The sequence below is a fragment of the Marinomonas fungiae genome, assembly GCF_001418205.1.
GTDB classification, from domain to species: Bacteria; Pseudomonadota; Gammaproteobacteria; order Pseudomonadales; family Marinomonadaceae; genus Marinomonas; species Marinomonas fungiae.
In genome coordinates this window covers 116,437-135,854 of record NZ_LIQF01000002.1, presented here as the reverse complement: position 1 = coordinate 135,854, position 19,418 = coordinate 116,437, and the positions used below count along the sequence as shown (strand labels likewise).

General features: G+C 43.0%; 14 protein-coding genes. 4 read left to right on the top strand and 10 right to left on the bottom strand.

What is annotated here, in order from left to right:
- Genes ASC49_RS03090 through ASC49_RS03070 form a run of 5 tightly spaced genes read right to left on the bottom strand, consistent with a single transcriptional unit; the run spans window position 1 to window position 4,513 of the window.
- Entirely contained in the window at window positions 1-618 is a 618-nt protein-coding gene (locus tag ASC49_RS03090) for an HAD family hydrolase (protein WP_055461752.1), read from the bottom strand.
- Complete coding sequence (locus ASC49_RS03085; RefSeq protein WP_055461751.1) at window positions 615-1,361, bottom strand: SDR family oxidoreductase; 747 nt, start codon at window positions 1,359-1,361, stop codon at window positions 615-617. Before ASC49_RS03085 ends, ASC49_RS03090 begins: the two co-directional genes overlap by 4 nt.
- Before the next feature lie 5 nt (window positions 1,362-1,366).
- Entirely contained in the window at window positions 1,367-2,659 is a 1,293-nt protein-coding gene (locus tag ASC49_RS03080) for an FAD-binding oxidoreductase (RefSeq protein ID WP_211262007.1), read from the bottom strand.
- A gap of 13 nt (window positions 2,660-2,672) precedes the next feature.
- Complete coding sequence (locus ASC49_RS03075) at window positions 2,673-3,674, bottom strand: lysylphosphatidylglycerol synthase transmembrane domain-containing protein (protein WP_245624621.1); 1,002 nt, start codon at window positions 3,672-3,674, stop codon at window positions 2,673-2,675.
- A complete protein-coding gene (locus tag ASC49_RS03070; RefSeq protein WP_055461748.1) occupies window positions 3,641-4,513 on the bottom strand; it encodes a decaprenyl-phosphate phosphoribosyltransferase in 873 nt (290 codons plus the stop codon). Before ASC49_RS03070 ends, ASC49_RS03075 begins: the two co-directional genes overlap by 34 nt.
- 353 nt (window positions 4,514-4,866) lie before the next feature.
- Here ASC49_RS03070 and ASC49_RS03065 point away from each other — a divergent pair, with 353 nt between their 5' ends.
- Complete coding sequence (locus tag ASC49_RS03065) at window positions 4,867-6,039, top strand: hypothetical protein (protein ID WP_141656784.1); 1,173 nt, start codon at window positions 4,867-4,869, stop codon at window positions 6,037-6,039.
- A gap of 95 nt (window positions 6,040-6,134) precedes the next feature.
- On the opposite strand, the gene ASC49_RS03060 is transcribed toward ASC49_RS03065, so the two are convergent.
- From ASC49_RS03060 to ASC49_RS19950, 3 genes are all read right to left on the bottom strand, one after another.
- Window positions 6,135-6,461: a SapC family protein gene (locus ASC49_RS03060; RefSeq protein ID WP_055461746.1), complete on the bottom strand. Its 327-nt coding sequence runs from the start codon at window positions 6,459-6,461 to the stop codon at window positions 6,135-6,137.
- Between the two features lie 29 nt (window positions 6,462-6,490).
- The gene (locus ASC49_RS03055; RefSeq protein ID WP_055461745.1) at window positions 6,491-6,889 is read right to left on the bottom strand and encodes a hypothetical protein; all 399 of its coding nucleotides are present in this window, start codon (window positions 6,887-6,889) and stop codon (window positions 6,491-6,493) included.
- 88 nt (window positions 6,890-6,977) lie between these two features.
- Window positions 6,978-7,361: a DUF6447 family protein gene (locus ASC49_RS19950; protein WP_211262006.1), complete on the bottom strand. Its 384-nt coding sequence runs from the start codon at window positions 7,359-7,361 to the stop codon at window positions 6,978-6,980.
- 186 nt (window positions 7,362-7,547) lie between these two features.
- Between ASC49_RS19950 and ASC49_RS03040 the strand changes: the two genes are divergently transcribed.
- Window positions 7,548-8,615, top strand: a complete 1,068-nt coding sequence (locus ASC49_RS03040; RefSeq protein ID WP_055461744.1) for an acyltransferase family protein — start codon at window positions 7,548-7,550, stop codon at window positions 8,613-8,615.
- 2 nt (window positions 8,616-8,617) lie between these two features.
- Here ASC49_RS03040 and ASC49_RS03035 read toward each other — a convergent pair whose 3' ends face one another.
- Together ASC49_RS03035 and ASC49_RS03030 are read right to left on the bottom strand one after the other, a co-directional pair.
- Window positions 8,618-9,754 carry an acyltransferase family protein gene (locus ASC49_RS03035; RefSeq protein WP_055461743.1) on the bottom strand — a complete coding sequence of 379 codons (1,137 nt, stop codon included), beginning with the start codon at window positions 9,752-9,754 and terminating at the stop codon, window positions 8,618-8,620.
- Between the two features lie 43 nt (window positions 9,755-9,797).
- Window positions 9,798-11,621 (bottom strand): beta-galactosidase, encoded by a 1,824-nt coding sequence (locus ASC49_RS03030; RefSeq protein WP_055461742.1) that lies wholly within the window; start codon window positions 11,619-11,621, stop codon window positions 9,798-9,800.
- A 112-nt stretch (window positions 11,622-11,733) separates the two neighbouring features.
- Here ASC49_RS03030 and ASC49_RS19750 point away from each other — a divergent pair, with 112 nt between their 5' ends.
- Window positions 11,734-11,901, top strand: coding sequence for a hypothetical protein (locus ASC49_RS19750; RefSeq protein WP_156085537.1), 168 nt, complete (start codon window positions 11,734-11,736; stop codon window positions 11,899-11,901).
- A gap of 321 nt (window positions 11,902-12,222) precedes the next feature.
- Complete coding sequence (locus ASC49_RS03025) at window positions 12,223-19,389, top strand: DUF4347 domain-containing protein (protein ID WP_055461741.1); 7,167 nt, start codon at window positions 12,223-12,225, stop codon at window positions 19,387-19,389.
- Window positions 19,390-19,418 lie beyond the last annotated feature (29 nt).

Below are 19,418 nucleotides of genomic sequence, written 5' to 3'. Positions count from 1 at the left end.
TTAACGAATCAGCGCCAGACGGCCCTTTTTGTATAAATATCCTTCATCAACTGATTCTAGCATTGGCATGTCACCAACAGAATCCCCATAAGCAAACGTCTTCATACTATGGGGCTTCTCTCCTAGCAACTCCTTAATACGTCTTACCTTTTCATGACCAAAGCAATTAGCACCCTCTAATGCGCCACTAACCGCCCCATCCGAGCAGTTAAGCTTCGAGCATAAGCAATAATCAAATCCCAAAAGTTCAGACCAATACTCTAAATAGACGTCCAATGAAGCACTCACTAACACTGTGATATGGCCTGCCTCTTGATGGCATTTAAGTTTCTCTAGCATCAGCGCATTCAGCTGACCTCCGCTCAGCGTATCAGCAAAAGCCGCGCCCTTTGCATATAACTCGGCTTTATCCATACCAAGCAATGCTTGACGCAAGAGACGCTCTTTAGCCTTATGGTTAGGCAGTATTTTTAATACATACATGGCTAGCCAAGGAGAAACAACCAACATATCTAGCCAAAAGCGTTTTTGCCCTCTTACTGCACGCAAAAACGGCAATAAGCTATCGCTTTTAGTTAGGGTTCCATCAAAATCGAAAAATGCTATGGCGCTACTCATAGTGTCAACTTCTTAAACAACCACTCCGGAATCAGCTTAATAATGAGCATAATCCAGCGCCAGAACCACAATAAATATACTTCATCCTTCCCTTTAGATAAGGCAGTTAAAATCCCTTGAGCTACCTGCTCAGGTTGAGCCCAAAGTAAGCCACCTTTATCAAAAGCCTGCGTCATAGGCGTATCCACAAACCCTGGCTTGACAGTAAGGACTTGAACACCCCGCTTAGCCAGACGGTTTCTTAATCCCTGCATAAACAGTGTCAGCATTCCTTTCGCTGCACCGTATACATAGTTACTTTGTCGACCTCTATCTCCGGCAACAGAACTAATGGCGACCAGAGCACCATATCCTTGCGCTTCTAATAAATTTGCCCCAATCGTTAATATTGAGATAGCACTTAATGCATTCGTATTCAATTCATTTAAAGTAAGCTCAACAGACTGCTCACACGCACCTTGATCAGGTAATGACCCATGGGCAACTAGAACTGTATCAATCTTACCAAGGCATTCAGAAGCCTTTGTATAGAGCCGCTCATGTAGTTCATGTTGGTTAAGATCAGCCACTGCGTAGCCTATGCGCTGATCTGAACCGGCACGAACTTGTAGGTCGCTTTCTAATACAGCCAAGCGTTCAGCATTGCGCGCAATCAAGAAGATATGATCACCTCTTTGAACAAATAACTTCGCACACTCAGTCGCAATGGCGGACGTTGCGCCAAAAATAACAATGTTCGCCATATAAACTACCTCGTAACTCGACGCCAAAAACTGGAAGAAAAGCGTGGATCAATAAACCGCTGGAATTCATACAAAGCGGGATAACCAGCTGCAAACATGTCAATAGGCATACGTGCATCCTTAGCAGGATACAAGGCTCCATTAGCCTGCCTAACGATCTGGTCTAACTCGTTAAATAAAGCCAGAGTTTTACGGCCATTATTTGGAAAATCGAGTGCTAACGTCGCCCCTTCGCGAGGAAAGCTCATCAAGCCCGCTGTAGGAATATTAGAAAATGATTTCAACACCGCCAGAAAAGACCCTAAACCATAATCGCTAATGGTTTTTAGAAGCGCCTCAACAGCACTCTTTTCATGTTGAGGAGGGATCACACACTGGTATTGGAAAAAACCTTTTTTACCATACATTCTGTTCCAGTGATAAATACTGTCTAAGGGGAAAAAGTAAGGTAAATAATGCAGTGGAACCACCTGAGTGGGGCGTGGCAAATGAAAATACATACTATTAAATAGCGTTAAAGAAACCTTATTTACCAACGAAATAGGCGGTGTGAGAGGGAAACTAACATTTTTCTTCTTATGTTCGGCACTCCTCATTGGTTTCACCGTATGCTCTGCTGATGTCAGCACCCCTCGGCCTAGCTCACGCCCTTTCGCCAAACAATCTATCCAAGCAACATTGTACATCCACTTAGATTTAGCCTGCTCCATAAGTTTCCAATAGTCATTCAGACTTTCAAACCTCTGGCTCAAGGTGTTCATAAAGGTTGATTGAATGGGCATAAGCTGAATTTCAGCCCAAGTAATCAGACCAGTTAAGCCCATGCCCCCAACCGTCGACTCAAACCACTCGCGATTGGAAGCTGGCGAGCATACAAGGCGTTCTCCATCACTTCTTAAGAGCTCGAATGAAGCAACATGACGCCCAAAAGAACCATGTGAATGATGGTTTTTGCCATGCACATCATTCGCTATTGCCCCTCCCACCGTCACAAATTGAGTGCCAGGTACCACTGGCAAAAACCATCCCCTCGATGCAACCACATCTAGAATATCTTTAAGCAAAACCCCACTTTCACACTTAAGCAGACCGGATGTCGGATCAAACTCGATAAAATGATTCAAACGCTTGGTTAGAATCAGAGTTCCACCGCTATTCAAGCATACATCGCCATAACTACGACCATTTCCGTACGCAATCATTGAATGATTCGTTTTTGGTAACTCTTGATAGCGCTCGCTAAAATATTGAGCGTATTGCTTTCCCACCTTTGGATTCATATTCCAAGAATGATACACAGTACCTAATCTCCTAAGGTCTTACATCGACTTTTCGAGGGACATCAACTTTACCTAGCTGAAGTAACGAAAGACATCCGATGATCACCGCGAACCACAGTGTCACCAGACGAATGACGACCGTTGCAGCAATAGCCTGCGACTCACCTATACCAGCCCATAGCAGTAAAGCAATCATCACCGCTTCTGCGCTACCAACGCCCCCTGGCAAAAAACTTAACGCACCAGCCAACATAGACACGGCATAAATAGAGAAAGCAATCGTGATACTGATATCACTGCCAGTCCATGACACAATCAAATAGAACGCATAGGCTTCAGCAGACCAAGCTAGCAAGCTAATCACCAATGAAATGGCTTGCAACCAAAAGACATTACAGCGCCTTGCGTCAAGAATGATAGATGTAAAGCAATCAACCGCTTTACCCAGCTTACTAGCAGATTGCTTTGCCCTATTTTGCAGCAGGGATATCAGCCACACAGATGACAAAACGACTTGAGCACAAATAATCACGCCGCATCCGACTAATAAAATACTACCCCCTTCAGAGTAGGCCGCTATACCAAGAAGACACAGCAGAACAATCGCAAACAAATCAGATAATCGCTCGCTTATAAAGGCCGCAGCAGTTGACGTGAAAGGTACCCCGTAAGACTTTAGAAAAACACCTCTTAGCATCTCTCCTGCTTTACCAGGGGTAGTCGTCAAAGAAAAACCCGCGAAGTAGACAACTATTGATCGACGAAAAGGCACACAATACTTCATGGTTGACAAGTAGATTTGCCATCTCATAAAACGTAAGACGTAATTAACTAAGGATAGTAAAAGGGTCAAAGCAATCCCTAAAAAACCGATCGTTTGATAAGCGGACCAAACCTCCTGCCATTCAAAAGAAAGCGACAAAGCTAAATAACCCAACATAGCAACAAAGATCGAAAATATGAGTGCTTTAACCTGTTTCCTGGATAACGGATAAGAGCTCATATAACAATCACCAATATAGTCAATAGCCAAGCGGCGACCGCCACCAACATATGAGAATCGGTATATAAGTCTTTCGCAGTATCCGTTCCTTTCCCTCTTTTATGCAACAATAAAATGTATCGAAATATGCCATAAACAACAAAAGGAACAGTATAGATTAATCCCTCGCTCTGATGACGAGCAATGGTTTCTTCACTCATAGTATAAAGGCTATAAGATAATATCGTTGCTGAGGCAGAAATCGCCATAAACTGCTCTATAACAATAGGGCTATAGCTACCTAACACCTCACGCGTCATAGGCTGCTTAAGCATTTCATCGTTCTCTAACATTAGCAACTCAGCTCGACGCTTACAAAACCCCAAAAATAGTGTCAGCATAAGACCACAGAGCAAAAGCCAAGACGATGGCGCAATCCCGATGCCTACCGTACCGGCAAGAATTCGCAACATAAAGCCCGAAGAAATAATGAATACATCTAATATAGCCACTTTCTTTAAATAAAGCGTATATAAAACATTCAACACGACATAAGCCGCAATCAGTAATGCAGCGATGGGGGCCCAAAGTAAAGACAAGGCAAAAGACATGAGCAGTAAAGCAGTAAAGCTCCCCCATGCGACAGGCAATGAAACTAGACCGCTGGGAATGGGCCGTTTGGATTTTGTAGGGTGAAGCCGATCCGCTTCAATATCAAAAATGTCGTTCATGATGTAAACCGCGCTAGCAGCAAAACAGAACGCCCAGAAGACAACTACAGCATCAACTAAATAAGCTCCCTCCCATGCTCCAGCAAAAATCACACCAATCAGCACAAAGCTGTTTTTAATGTACTGATGGATACGTAACAATCTAAGCCACACCCACATTTAACCACTTTCCTCAAATACGTCATGTTAATACAGCGGCGTTAGTGGATAACTGTACAAGAAGGGATCCAACAGTTGCCCATAGCCAAAAGAGAGGGGTAACATAGCGCCAGCGTCATACACACATGTACTCAGACTTGCATCACTCTTGATTCCCTTTAGCACTGGCAAATCAGCACTTTATCTATAAGTTCGAGACGGTAGCACAAAAGAGCGCATATCTGAAACTACGAGCCACTTACTACATGCAAAACTACTTTCAACACCTTAGACAATACAGCCCTATTAGGGATGCATTTTCCCTCTATCTCGTCCTAGTTATATCAACCTGGTCTCTAGCTATGATTATGCTTATGAAGGCTGATGTATGGGATGAAACCAATGCTCTACTCATTTTTAAAACTTGGCAGGAGAATTTTACTTATTGGGAAGCATTGACGCATATATGGACGCAAGCTGTCGCAAACTTGTACCGCCCTCTACCACTCAGCATTGCTTACACTATTGATTACTTCATGCCAGATAGAAATACATCTTGGCATGTGCTACGTGGGCTAAATATCCTACTATTAATCGCTACGTTCACACAGCTACTCTTGCTAGCAAGAAAGCTATCCAAACCTTCGGTAGCACAAGAAATAGCACTAACACTGGTATTTTTTGGATCTGGCAGCGTCATTATTTCATCAGGATGGTTTGCTAATATCTTTGATGTTTTCACCATCTTCCTATTGCTATCAGGGATCAGACTACTATTAGAAAAAAGATGGAAAAGCGCATTTGCAATTATTTCACTGGCATTCTATTGCAAAGAGATATCAATACTTATATTTCCACTCGTCTTCTTTCTAACCTGGTCTAAGTCGATTGAAGTTAAAAAAGGCATTATTTTCTTAGTTTTTTTAATTGCTTCCTTTTTTATTTATATAGCACTTAGACAAAACATCGTCCCGATTGGATCAGACAAAGATATACATGCCTTTGATCTTTCATCATTTCCAAAGACCTTATACGCTTGGTTTGAGAGCTTATGGTGGCAAAACACAAGAAGGGAGTCGAACACTATAGCTTTTTTGATATCTATATTGTTTTTTATATCTCTTAAGAATATTAAAATTTTAATTTGCATGATTGGCGCAATGGTTCTTTGCTCAATAATTTATCTAGGCATGCTTCCATACTCCACCGAACAAGAATTCACATACCTTGTATTTCAAAGTCGACTTTATCTAATACCTGTAGTATTGCTCTTATTTATTGCGGCAGCCTGGGGAAGGGCCTGGACTTTATATGTAATCCTAGTGCCAACATTAATGGGAGGTTGGCAAACTTACAGCGATTATTCAATCTTTCAATCAGTTTATGCAGAGATTTATGAAAAAGCTTCGGCATCCGATAAACAGTTTATCGTTCACTATCCTGAAAGTCCGTTAGAGGATAACGAGCGCAACTTGCTAATTGGAAACTATCCTGATGCTGAATACAAAATTGATACAGTAAACGCCCGACTTATAATTAACCAGTAAGAGAAATCTAAAGTTCAAGGAAAATCGCTTTCCCTTGAACTTTAAAGCATACTAGAAAGAGAAAATACCTTTAGAGCCCCCGTCGAACATTTTGTCTAGATCGACACTGTCAAGGGTACTAAATCAGTTTTCATCATAGCGAACGGGTAACTAAGAAGTGCTGCCGGAACGTATGGGACAAGCCAACGATTTGCTTGATTAAGAAATAAATTAACATCATTTTTCAAAGAAAAAATAGCATTTAACTGAAAACGCCCATCCGGTAACTTAACAAATGCCAAGGGATAAAATGGTAAAGCGTGAGAAATTTCAGCAGCCATCAATGGAGCAAGAGCACTCTCTTTTGCCTGTCGATAATCCGATGGAGAGACCCACCCGGAATTTATATGTTTCTCTTTGCTAACAACTTGCCAGTTAGGCATTTCAGTCTCCTATTACTATCTTTCTACCATTAATGAAGTGTTGAAACCGAAGCTTTAAAATCACGACCGTAGATAGCACGAGCGGTTTCAGCAATGGCATAATCGTCTTGAAGCTGAGCAAGAAGTTTATCGGTCTCCAAAATCGCATCAAGATGCTTATTTGCCTCTTCAGACAACTCTGAACGAAGATATTTTTTAGTACCGAAAGTTAACACCCCCTGCTCATCACTAGAGTCAGATAAGGGCTTAGGTAATAGTTTATTTAAAACAAGCACATAGGTATTTCGAGCAGTTTGAGCTACCCCTACACGACGATTAATATCCCAAATTTCTTGCTCTGCAAATCTTAAAGCCAGCATAAGGCTGCGAGAGTGTTCCGTCAGCACATCACTGCTGTAGATCTGACCATCAATCATAAAATCAGACATACTATCTCCAATTACATTTTCTAACGCTCACATGATAAACAAGTAAGCTTTTTCGAAACTCTTTTGAGTAAATATAAAGTGCTGAAAATTAATTCAATTCGCTTTGCAAAACTTTTGCGTAAGCATTACGAGCGGTTTGTGTAATTGCCACTTCCTTCTGAAGTTGGTCAAGCTTTTTATCAGCAATATCCAATGAACTTAACAACGCTTTCGCTTGATCTGAAAAACTGGCAATCGAATAAGCGGTGCCATCAATCGTTACCGTTTGCTTAGCATTTTTAGGTGCTTTCTTAGGCAATTGTGGCGCTAGAGAACTTGCATAAGCATTTCTCGCCGTCTGAGTCATCGCAATCTTGGATTGAAGCAGGTTCAACTCCTTCTCCACAACTTGTAGAGAAGAGATTTGTGCACGAGCTTTATCGGACACTTTTTCTAGATCAAAACTTTTACCGTCAATTGTGATAGTAGCCATAACTTATCCCATTAATGTTTAATAAATGAAGCCAACATTGTTTGCTAGCTAACTTGTGCCTTATATGAGGCTTATGTACCAAATTTCAACCTGCTCAGTTACAATATTCGCGACCTCTCAAGATATGCTTTCATGCACTAAAGCACTGACGAGCTTTGAAAATACGGCTAAGGATACGAAGAAGAGATGCCTGTTTTTCCAAAAATCGACCATCTATGCAATGGTTCTGATAATAACTTTAATCTCATTCGAATCATCTGTGCCTGGGGGGTGCTCTTTGCCCACAGCTATGTACTTATCAGCAACAGACCCAATCTGATCGATCCGTTTCAAGCGTATTTCAAAATAGGGATGGGAACTTTTTTCGTAACTGTTTTCTTCGCGATTAGCGGGTTCCTTATTTGCCGTAGTTTAGATCGTTCACGGGACTTAAAAAAGTACTTTTGGGCACGCAGTAAACGCATCTTTCCAGCCTTGATCGTCGTTCTGCTACTGACCGTCTTTGCCCTAGGGCCAATCATCGCCCAAGATGATTTGGCAAGCTACTTTAGCTCACCTATTACTTGGCATTATCTACTAAATATCAACCTACTTAATACTCATACGCAGTTTGAACTACCCGGCGTGTTTGAGAACAACCCACACCCAAGCACGGTTAATGGATCTTTGTGGACGCTTCCCATTGAAACTTGGATGTATGTTATGACAGCCGTCATATTCTCTCTTTGTAGATTTACCAAGCGCTATTTAGCGCCATGGAAATTGTACTTAGTTTTACTCATCGTATTCATTCCCGTCATTTGCTACAAAGCCGAGCAATACTTAACAACGCAGCAAGATGAGCATTACAGCATGCTGCTATTTATCGCCGCGTTTGCTATGGGCAGTATCATGTACAGCTTACGCCAACACATTGCCATTCATTGGCTTCCAGCACTAGCGATGCTTTGCTTGGTTCCTTGGCTATCAGACAACATTGTTTACCCTATTTACTACTCTCTAGTGATTTCATATTGCGTATTGGCAGTCGCCTACTTACCCAAAGGGTTTATCCGAAAATACAACCTAATCGGCGATTATTCCTATGGCCTATATATATACGCCTTTCCAATCCAGCAATTAATCGTCCTGCAGATACCAAACATCACCTTTAGCAGCATGCTAATTCTGAGCACCGCAATCACTCTTTGCTTTGCCACGCTCTCTTGGCACCTAATAGAATCTCCTATCTTAAACAAAAGCCAGAAAGGTTAGCTTTATGGACTTGTCACACTTTTATTGGAAAAACGAAATAAATCTTTCTTGGCCATAAGAAATCGCCAAGCATTCAAAATCAAGATGGCAGAGACTACAACAGCAAACACATAAAAAACGATATAAACGATGATTTCGAATATAGGAAATGTCTCATTCACCCTCCAATTTAGTACCCGAGAGGTGAAAAACAAGAACACATACGAAGCTAACATATGTGACAAAAACAGCGTAAAGGAATAAGGTGAAATAAAAATAAGTATTCGGCCAATCCAACTATTTTTAGTTTTCAATAGCACAGACAAAAAAACCGGCGCACAAAGCACGAATAAAGAACTAAATAAGAACCGAATAACAATGTAGTCCTCACCGCTTGGGTTCAGACCAGATAAATAAACACTCACGAGCAAACCAAGTGACATCAATAGGACAATGCTTACAGTAGAACTATAGCCGGATACCTTTGGAATGCTAAAACCGTGCATGGCATAGAAGTAGCCTAACGCAAAGAACAGCACCATATCTCGTCTAAATAAAAGATGACTCGAGAATTCTTCTCCTTGGTAGACCAATAAAGACGGTCCCCAAATTGTCCTCGCGTATCCGATCATGAACAAAGCAAAAATAATTTTATTGCGACAAATGTATTTGAATACAGGGACCGCTAACATAATAACGAACAAATCTCTGACAAAATATGTGGGAGCATTAATAGGCAAATTTAAATTAAAGCCAAACCACTTATAGAATATATCAGTTAAACTGCCGACATCCTCTATGCTTCTAATAGATACGCCCAGCGCTTTATAGACCACCCATAAAATCACGAACACTAGCGCATTCCATACTACAAATGGAATCAATAATCGCTTAACCTTCCCATAAACAAAATCTAAGTAAGATCGCCTAGAAAAAGAGTAAAAAGCCAAATAACCCGATATCACCGTTAATATCGGTACCGCACCACGTGCTAAATAGTCCTTAATATATATCGAAAAAAGCGTATCGATTTTATCAAACTGATCAAAGTCTGAATGATATCCATTAACTCCTGGCAAGTGAGCAATACATACAAACAATATAAGGAGCGGTCTTATCAAGACAATTGAATCAAATAAATCTTGCTTAGAAAAAAACATATAAATACCACCATTAGGTACTCACCATACGGTGATCAATAAATTACGGCTTATTTAATAATCGCTGAATCGAACGAAAAAATGTATCAGATCCATATTCTGTATTGGATGGGGAAAGCTTAAAACGACCATGTTCTGGATCTGATGCATATTCATCAGGTACGAGAGACATGAAATAAGGCGACAGGAATACCGCCCCATTATCATGATGTCGTTCCAAGACTTTCGAGAATTCGATGGGATCTTGCGGTAACATGGGGTGCATTTCAGGTAGAGCATAACGACTATGATGATGCTGCTTTAGCCAATCAAAGAAAATATCGCTCGATATAATGCCACCATATAAGTTAATCCCTAGATTATAATGTGCGTTAATTTCCAACGAGTCATTGGCGGCGAATAGCGTCGGGTCCCAACTCGGATTAAAGTTTGGCGCGATCTGATGAGAAAACACTTGTTCTGGGGAGATGCAACTATGTTGAATAATATCGGCAAACTGCTCAATCTCACGGGTGACTTGCTGCTCTCTAAAATTTAACCACAACTTCGCCAAAGGGTTATAGAAAACACCCACCGTACTAGTTGGGTGATCTGCCCAAAAACGTATGTTGCTGTCCTGATTAGAGTCTACCGACGCTAGATGGAATCCCTGAATTTTTCTGGGTCTACTTTGCGAGCGGTCAATCACTGCAAAATCATATTGGCTCAAAATACTTTCTTCGCCGTTGTGAAAAAAGCGCAACTCAACGCTGTGTCGCCCTGGCGATAAGTGTGAAAAATCTAGGTTATAGCGATAACCAACATTACTGTCTGACAACTCGGGTAAAGCTTGAGCAACATCTACACGAGTCAAGCCTGTTTGAGCTTGATCTAGGTATTGCCCATCGAGGTAGACATTAATCTCGAATGGACTGCCATCTTTAGAAAAAGCCCAACCAAAGAATGGCATAACACCATGCGCATAGGGATCAATATGCTCAAAAAAGCTATTTAACTTATCCTTGCGAATATCTTTAGCTGGAGGACTAATATCAGAAAAAGAACTGAAATGAGCCCCCAATCGAGTATTTAACCTCTCAATCGTTCCAAACTCTGAGGCCAGCCAAGCCTTAAACTGTTCGATTGTAGTGACACTGTAATCGGTAATTTCATAATTATCATCATAGCCCATGCCTTGATTAAAGTTAGGGAACTGATGATGTACCTCACCCAATGTAGTCACGGCCTTAATCTTTGCCAAGTCTGCTTTAGGTAGAGCACATAATTCATCTAGAACAGCCTCCAAAGCAAGCTTACGCACTTTATAAAACTGTGTGCCAGTGTCGCCAACTCGCCAAGGATAAATCGTTGAAGAGAAATACCCGTCCCGTGGCGTAGTACCATTATTCAGAACCATCAGCTCATTATCAGACTCTGACAGCGTTTTTGCTAACTCCGCAGCATCCGCGCCAATAAAGTGATTGGCAAAGAAATACAACACCGCACTTCGCTCAGAGTCCTGAAGCAGCTGCAAACTATTGCGAATGGCATTACGGTTAACAGAAAATTCACCATCCTTAAGCTCAACATAGGAAAGAAGCGACAGCCCGAGCATATACCCCATTTCAAAACGGCCATCTGCACTGTTTTTAGGTCCGATGTCAGATAATATTGTTTCCAATAATGAAGCAGATGATTCACCTAGATCCTCACAATAGCGACGCATCGATTCTAAATCGTGTAAATCAGGATTATTTACCCCTGATAAGCAGAGTCCATTTCCCTCTAACATCGGTGCAATCAATGTGGTTGTTGAAGATGAAGCAGCAAACACTGGCGCCACAGCACTCCCCACTAACAGCGCCGTCGCAATGACTCTCCCTAACATTTTTTATCCCTATTTTCATTGAATTTGACTATGTAGATTTTAAGCGTAAATACAAAGTTTAAATGTGTCTGAAATCACCTGATATAGCAAACACGCGGAATAACTTGATAACTTGATTGATGACAGCACCGAAGACAAGGAAGATTTGAACAAGATGAAGAACACGGGCAACACCTTTCTTGATGCACTTGATAACGCAGAGAATCTTTGGGGCAATCAGATCGAGCTAACTAGCGATGCTAGTGCAGCAGTGTCTGAGGCGATAAAAATCGTTTGCTAGTCGGATAGCTCGTAATGAGCTAGTAGAAGCTGATACCTTATCTGCCTTGTCAACGTCACCTATTTCTCTTAGTGTGCTTAGCAAAGCGTCTATCAAGCTTAGTTCAAAGAACAGTCAGTCACACTTACTAATGCGGAATGCACGGAAGCATTGCAGTCAAACTTCTTAGGTCGTTTGATAAAAAGCATGTAGTTTGCTACAAATCATAAATTATATTTACTTGTCCTTTGCAAATGCTGGACAATAAATGCACTTTTACCACACTCATTGTCAAATTTATTTCTTCAAATTGCGGCCATACTCATATCAGGGAATTACATTATGTCTATTACGGATAACACTACCCAGCAAGCAATAAAACAAGTCACTTTTATCGACACTAGTTTAGCGGATTACCAAACCCTAGTTGGGGGATTACCTGAGGGTATGGAAGTTGTCTTAGTCTCCCCCGAACAAGATGGTATTGAAGTCATAGCTGAGTGGTCAGCAACCCATTCAGGCTACGATGCCATTCATGTATTAGGCCACGGCTCTAACGGCGTTCAACAATTGGGCAGTGCATCACTCTCCTCCGATACACTCAGCCAATACCAAGCGCAACTTGCAAAAATAGGCGCATCCCTTTCCGTAGATGGCGATATCTTACTTTATGGCTGTAATGTAGCGACTGATCAAACAGGCGTGGATTTTATAGGCAAACTGGCTCAGCTAACGGGTGCAGATATTGCCGCTTCGGAGGATTTGACTGGGGCTGAGGTAAATAGCGCAAACTGGGTTCTTGAATTTTCAACTGCTGAAGTTGGACGTTCAATATCTTTTGATGGCTATACTAAAACTTTAGCATTAGACATGGTACTAGACGCTCTTGAGACCCTTTATGTAAGGCCCAATGAAACTAGCTATATTTGGACATGGGGTGATGGAAAAAGTACTAACTCTTCAGGGGATTGGTACACGGACTCTATTACCAAAGTCTCAATGGCTGAAGTACCGGCCAAAGGGTTTGAGTGGTACTTAGAGAGAGGCTACTTCCAATACAGTAGTGATGATGGTAATACTTGGACAACCTACAATTTAGGAAGTGGTTATACCAATGTTGCAGGAACGATTTGGCAGTTTGTTGATACAAAAACAACGACTGAAGATGACCATATCGGTTTCTATTACTACATAACCGGTGCGACTTCTAGCACTGGAGGAAGCGGGCTTTTCATTAAAGTCGATGAAGCACCTACGGGGATCAGTAGCTCTAATCAATCCGGGATACTTATCACTGATATCCCTAATGGCGGAACGCTCACCACTCTCGATCCAATTGATACAGGTTATACATTAAGTGGGAAATGGGTCCTAGAAAGCCAATCAACGGAAAACTTATTTAGCTTACAATACGACTCAACTTCGAATGATAGCACAGATTTGACGGTCAATACTGATAACATGCCGCTCGAAGGAACTGAAGTAAGTGTGACGGTTCGTTACTACGACATATATCAATTGGACAGAGATGGAAAACCTATCGATGGAGAGGGTATATCCAAAACTTACACATTTACCGCAAAAGGGGCATCTAATGATCTTGGATTCCTCAACGAAAAAACGGCCCATAGTGAAGACAGTATTGATCAGCATGACGTACAGCTCACCACCTTACAAAATAATACAGTTGTCGCAACATGGATGGACGATACAAACGGAGGCATCTATGCACAAATATTTGACTCTACTGGCTCGGCATCAGGCACAATACTGACTGTTGACTCTGCTGTGTCAGGAAAACCAACCATCGCAGCATTGGCTGATAATAAATTTGTTATCGTATATGGAAACTATGGCAGCAATAATATTTATTTCAGGATAGTTGATAGCTCAGGCAATATAGGTCAAGAAGTACAAGTAGCAGCAGGAGAATGGGTCCCTGGTGATTTAGCCCTAAGCTCAAAATCAGATGGCTCCAGCTTCACCCTTACATGGGGAACAAGTGACTACTCCACTATTAAAACGGCATCATTCGATAGCTCAGGTAACGTTAGTAACGCTACCTATACTTCCGCTTCTTCAGGTTATTATGTCGCCTCAACCGTTCTCTCCAACGGCACATTAGTCACAGCAAATATAGATGCAGATACAGACACTGGATTTAACCTTACCATTGGCAACAGTGTCGTTTCCGATACACCTGTTGGGGATAGTTATTACGCTGTTGACATTGCAGCTCTCGAAGACAACAAGTTTGTTGTGACTTGGTGTGACAGTAGCCTGACTAAAATCTACGCACAAATATTTAATAGCAATGGCACAGCATCTTCGGGACAAATATTGGTATCAACCAGTAGCGAGTCTGTTCAAACGCCATCAGTTTCAACTACTACTGATGGCGGTTTTGTCATCGTTTGGGATCAAGATAATATTGATGGCTATGGTTACTCAGTTCAAGGACGTCGCTTTGATTCAACAGGGAAAGCCATTGATACCGAGCAATTTCAGGTAAACGAATATCGCTATGGTAACCAATATGAAAGTGATGTGACATGGCTAGATTCAGCGGGATTCGTCACCGCATGGATAGATGATAGCAATGGTGATACTGATGTTGAAATGAGGGTTTTAAACACGCCTAATACCAACCCAACCATAGCTAATACACCGACCAGCATTACTCTTACCGAAGACACCACAGGCAATATTGATTTAACTGATATTAGTTTTTCTGATGAAGACGACGATACTTTAACCGTAACATTAACCGCTTCAGCTGGAACTTTCTCTACTCCTACCGATGGCTCAGCGAATAGCGTCACGGCCGCTCTATCCAGCGACACAGTTGTTACTCTTACTGGCTCGACCGGTGACATTAATACATACCTTTCTGCTGCTTCCAATATTCAATATACCGGTGCAGAAAATGCCAGCGGTGACAACGCTGCGACGATCACGATCAGCGCCAGTGATGGTAATGGTGGTAGTTTAGTTTCTAATCCAGTCATCAACTTGAATATCACCGCAGAAAATGACACTCCAGTGATAACCAACCTAAGTGATGGCTCCATTACAACCTCATCCAATACACCTGAGTACATCGATTATCAAGGTGATGTTGCAACGGTAACAGATGTTGATGGGGGCGACTTTAACGGTGGTTCTTTAACCATCGCGTTAACATCTGGCACGGCCGATGGCTCGTTTTTAAGCGATGCAGATGATGACAGCTTCCTATTTGGGGCAGAAATCGGAACAGCCGATGCAACCCCTGCTGCGGATGACCGTGTTTGGTATAACGATGGTAGTAATGTCTATGTTTCTATCGCCACTGTGGACACTACTGCAACAGGGCAAAACGGTGCTAATTTCACCATTCTGCTTGATACCGACAAAGCAACGCCAGCAAGTATTGGTAACTTTCTAGCTTTCTTGCAATATCAAGCCCCCACAGAAGGGGACCGTAGCTTTTCTGTAACACTTAATGATGGAGATGGCGGAACCTCTACACCTGTCAGCTTCGACATCTCTGTCGTGGATAGCGCTGCACCAACGGTCGTTAGCATTGAATATCAAACACCCGATAGCGAACTTACCAATGCCGATGGCCTGACATGGAGAGTCACTTTCAATGAAGCCGTGACCAATGTTGATGCAAGTGATTTTAACGTCACAGGGACATCAGCAAGCATCACAAGCGTTGTAAAAGTAAGCGATGGCGTTTATGACGTCACAGCAAGCGGAGGCGATTTAGCTGCCTTAGATGGCACTGTCACATTGAGTTTTGCTGGTGCCCAAAATATTACCGATACGGCGAACACTCCTAATGCGCTGAGTAATACTGCGCCATCAGACACAAACCAGTCAACCTATACGGTCGATAACACTGAGCCAACATTAAATCTGGCAAGCTCAACCCCATCTGATAATGCTGTCATTACGAGTTTAAGCGATAACTTGACGCTAGTCTTTTCCGAAGCCATTGCTTTAGGATCTGGCAATATTATCTTGAAAGATTTAACAAACAATTCGAGCCAAGAAGTATTCAATGTCGTAACAGGCAGTGGCAATGCGGGCGGCTCCGTGACAGTGAGCTCAAACACACTTACGTTGAACCCCTCTTTGGATCTTGCACCAGGCACTCAATATGCTTTACAGATCGACGCAACGGCTATAACCGATATTGCGGGCAATGGGTATGCAGGGGTTAGTAATGAATCCACCTATAATATTGCCACTCAACCGCTTGTTGAATTATCAGTCGATCAGAACACCATTACTGAGTCAGGCGGTGTTGCAACCTATACATTAAGCTTAAAAGACTCTGCTGGTAACTTAGTTACCGCCACCGATCACATCATTGTTACGCTCGCATTTGGCGGTACAGCTGACATAAACAGTGATTACACGGTGAGCGGGGCTGACACTAATCAAGTGACCATCACCGCGGGCACTTCCTCAAACACATTTACGGTAACAGGGATTGATGACTCGCCTACCTCTGATAATTCAGAAACGGTGATCATTGATATCAGCAACACTAGTAGTGGCTATGAAAATGGTGTTCAGCAACAAACCATTACGTTGCTTGAAAACCAAACTCCTATCATTACAAGTGGCAATGATACGACAGCCAGTATCGCCCTAGCAGAAGGTCAGACTGCCGTCACCACCGTAAGCGCCACTGATGGCGACAGTGACCTTATTACTTATTCCATTATTGGGGGAAATGACGCGAGCTTATTCAACATCAACAGCACCACAGGTGAATTACGTTTTATTCAGGCCCCAAGCGCTTCCTCGCCATCCGATGCAAACACTGACAACAGCTATGAAGTCACCATTGCTGCAAGTGACGGTAAAGACCAAGATAGTCAGGCCATTACTGTTTTAGTACAAGCTGACCTCGACAAGGATGGGACAGCTGATGTTGACGATACAGATATGGATGGTGATGGTTTACTGAATGCCTCAGAAGATCCTGTACCCAGCGCAAATGGTGGCACAGGAGATGGTAATGGTGATGGCATTGATGATAGCCAGCAAGCCAACGTTGCGTCCGTTACCACAGTAGGAAATGGCACATCCGATCAAAAATGGGGCACCTTGGCCGTTGCAGACGGTTTAATTATCTCCGATGTTTCAAACAGTGGTGTTAGTGGCTTACCTCGAAATGCCAAGATGCCTGTTGGCCAATTCGACTTTACAGTAAAGAACGTCGAAATGGGAGGAACAGTAAACATCGACCTATTTGTCGATAGTAGCCTAAACACCAATGGTTACTATAAACAAATTGGATCGTCATGGGTCAATATCGGCAGCGTTAGCACGATAGGCAGTAAAACAAAAATTAGCTTTAGTATTACCGATGGCGGTCAATATGATGCTGACGGCATCGCAAATGGTGTGATTGTTGATCCAGGCGGTGCCGTTGTTTTAACACCGATCATCTCAAGCAATGGAGGAGAGAGTACTGCTGCCCTTTCCATAAACGAGAATACAAAAGCGGTGACCACCGTTGTTGCGACACCCACACCGACTGTTTCCAGCGTCACTTATAGCATCAGCGGAGGCGATGACAGCGCTCTCTTTAGTATTGATTCAAGTACCGGTGTTTTAGAATTCATCAAGGCACCAAATTTTGAATCACCGAAAGACCAAGGTGATACACCTAACAACAGTACCTATGTTGTGGAAGTCACAGTCGATGATGGTGAGGGTGGAACGGACTCACAAACGTTGACGATTACCGTTAATGATGTTGTCGAGCGCCCTTCGACACCAACACCAACACCAACACCAACACCAACACCAACACCAACACCAACACCAACACCAACCGATACAGTCGATGGCGCAACGGTGAGAACACGGTCCGATCTAGACAATCAAGGCAATACCATACAGGTCGTGACCGTCACACCTGTATCTGATTCTCGCGTAGATACCGATAACACAACCAACTCTGCGGATATTCCATTGCACTTTGCCAACGGCAATACCAGCCAAGTTGTGACAACAGTGAGCTTACCGACTGGTGTGGGGGTAACGACACGCTCGAATACTACGGCCAGCACGCAGAATAAGTTGGACAATCTGATTGCTCTGATTGATGACAGCGCCGAAACCGAAGAAGATTTGAACGAGATGGAGAACTCGGGCAATGCCTTCCTCAATGCACTGACCAATACGGATAACCTTTGGGTAAATCAGATTGAATTCACCCGTAATGGAAACGCGTCGACATTAGAACCGATTAAGATTACAGGTTCCTCAAATTCGACTTACCAAGAAGCCTTGGTTATTGATACCCGAAATCTGCCAGCGGGTACGGTGCTAGATTTAAATGACATCGAGTTTGCAGTGATTGTGGGCAATAACGTCACGATTCGAGGCGGTGAAGGGGCCAATATTGTCTATGCTGGCGCCAACGCACAGAACATTGTACTCGGTGCAGCAGACGATGAATTACACGGCGGTGCAGGCGATGATGTGATCGGCTCTAAAGGCGGTGATGACGTACTGTACGGCGACAGTGGCAATGACACAGTCGTAGGCGGTATGGGGGATGATACGTTATATGGTGGCACCGGCAACGATGTGTTGCAGGGTGGCCAAAGCGTCCAAGGCAGCTTCACCTTTAGCTTGAGCAAAGCAGGCGCATTGATCACAACCTTTACGCCTGATGATGCGGACTTAAGCGATGCTTCCGAATTTAGCTTTACCGGAGATTGGTACAGCCAAGCCTCATTATTGATCGATGGTAATGTTCAAGCGTTGGTATTTGATGACGCTTACTTTGACAATCCAGTTAATGACGGACTGATCCTTAAAGCCACTGAGCAATATGCTTTCTTGGCTGAAAACGCTGAACGATTGCAGTTTATTGCTACAGGATTCCAAGCCATCTATGGGGAAACAGCGGATGCCGCAGTCTTATCTGCCCTATCAACGCTAACGCTATCCCTTACTGAGTTTAGCGAAGCGGGCTATCAAGCATGGTTCAAAGAACAATCAGCCACACTCAATGACGCGCAACGCGTGGAAACATTGCTGTCAGATTTCTTAGGTAGCTTGAGTAGCGATGACATCGCAGCCGCCAATGATTTCCTCGCCCAAGGCAACAGTTTTGCGGAGCTATTCCAAGCACTCGCATTATCTGACCGTGCTTGGTCACACTTTAGCGAAGACGATGAATTAATCCTCTCAGCGGGAATTGTGGATGAGAGTGCCCTGTCTACTGACCCAGGCAATGACCAACTCTACGGTGGCGCTGGCGACGACACCTTAATTGGCGGGCACGGCAGTGATTTACTCGACGGAGGTGAAGGAACGGATACCGCGGTGCAACAACATCGCCTAGCCGACTACCAGATCGAACAGCAAGAAGATGGCAGCCTACGACTCAGTTACACCGATGGTAACTACTCAGAAGTTGATCATTTAATAGACATCGAGTACGTCCAGTTCAGTGATCAGTTAGTGGGGATTCAAACGCTGATCGCTTAATCGATGATTCATCAACGATCAAAAACGGG

Bases quoted from the DNA above. Each gene is read 5' to 3' on its own strand.
- ASC49_RS03090 (WP_055461752.1), bottom strand. From the start codon at position 618: ATGAGTAGCGCCATAGCATTTTTCGATTTTGATGGAACCCTAACTAAA.
- ASC49_RS03085 (WP_055461751.1), bottom strand. From the start codon at position 1,361: ATGGCGAACATTGTTATTTTTGGCGCAACGTCCGCCATTGCGACTGAG.
- ASC49_RS03070 (WP_055461748.1), bottom strand. From the start codon at position 4,513: ATGTGGGTGTGGCTTAGATTGTTACGTATCCATCAGTACATTAAAAAC.
- ASC49_RS03065 (WP_141656784.1), top strand. From the start codon at position 4,867: ATGAAGGCTGATGTATGGGATGAAACCAATGCTCTACTCATTTTTAAA.
- ASC49_RS03060 (WP_055461746.1), bottom strand. From the start codon at position 6,461: ATGCCTAACTGGCAAGTTGTTAGCAAAGAGAAACATATAAATTCCGGG.
- ASC49_RS03055 (WP_055461745.1), bottom strand. From the start codon at position 6,889: ATGTCTGATTTTATGATTGATGGTCAGATCTACAGCAGTGATGTGCTG.
- ASC49_RS19950 (WP_211262006.1), bottom strand. From the start codon at position 7,361: ATGGCTACTATCACAATTGACGGTAAAAGTTTTGATCTAGAAAAAGTG.
- ASC49_RS03040 (WP_055461744.1), top strand. From the start codon at position 7,548: ATGCCTGTTTTTCCAAAAATCGACCATCTATGCAATGGTTCTGATAAT.
- ASC49_RS03035 (WP_055461743.1), bottom strand. From the start codon at position 9,754: ATGTTTTTTTCTAAGCAAGATTTATTTGATTCAATTGTCTTGATAAGA.
- ASC49_RS03030 (WP_055461742.1), bottom strand. From the start codon at position 11,621: ATGTTAGGGAGAGTCATTGCGACGGCGCTGTTAGTGGGGAGTGCTGTG.
- ASC49_RS03025 (WP_055461741.1), top strand. From the start codon at position 12,223: ATGTCTATTACGGATAACACTACCCAGCAAGCAATAAAACAAGTCACT.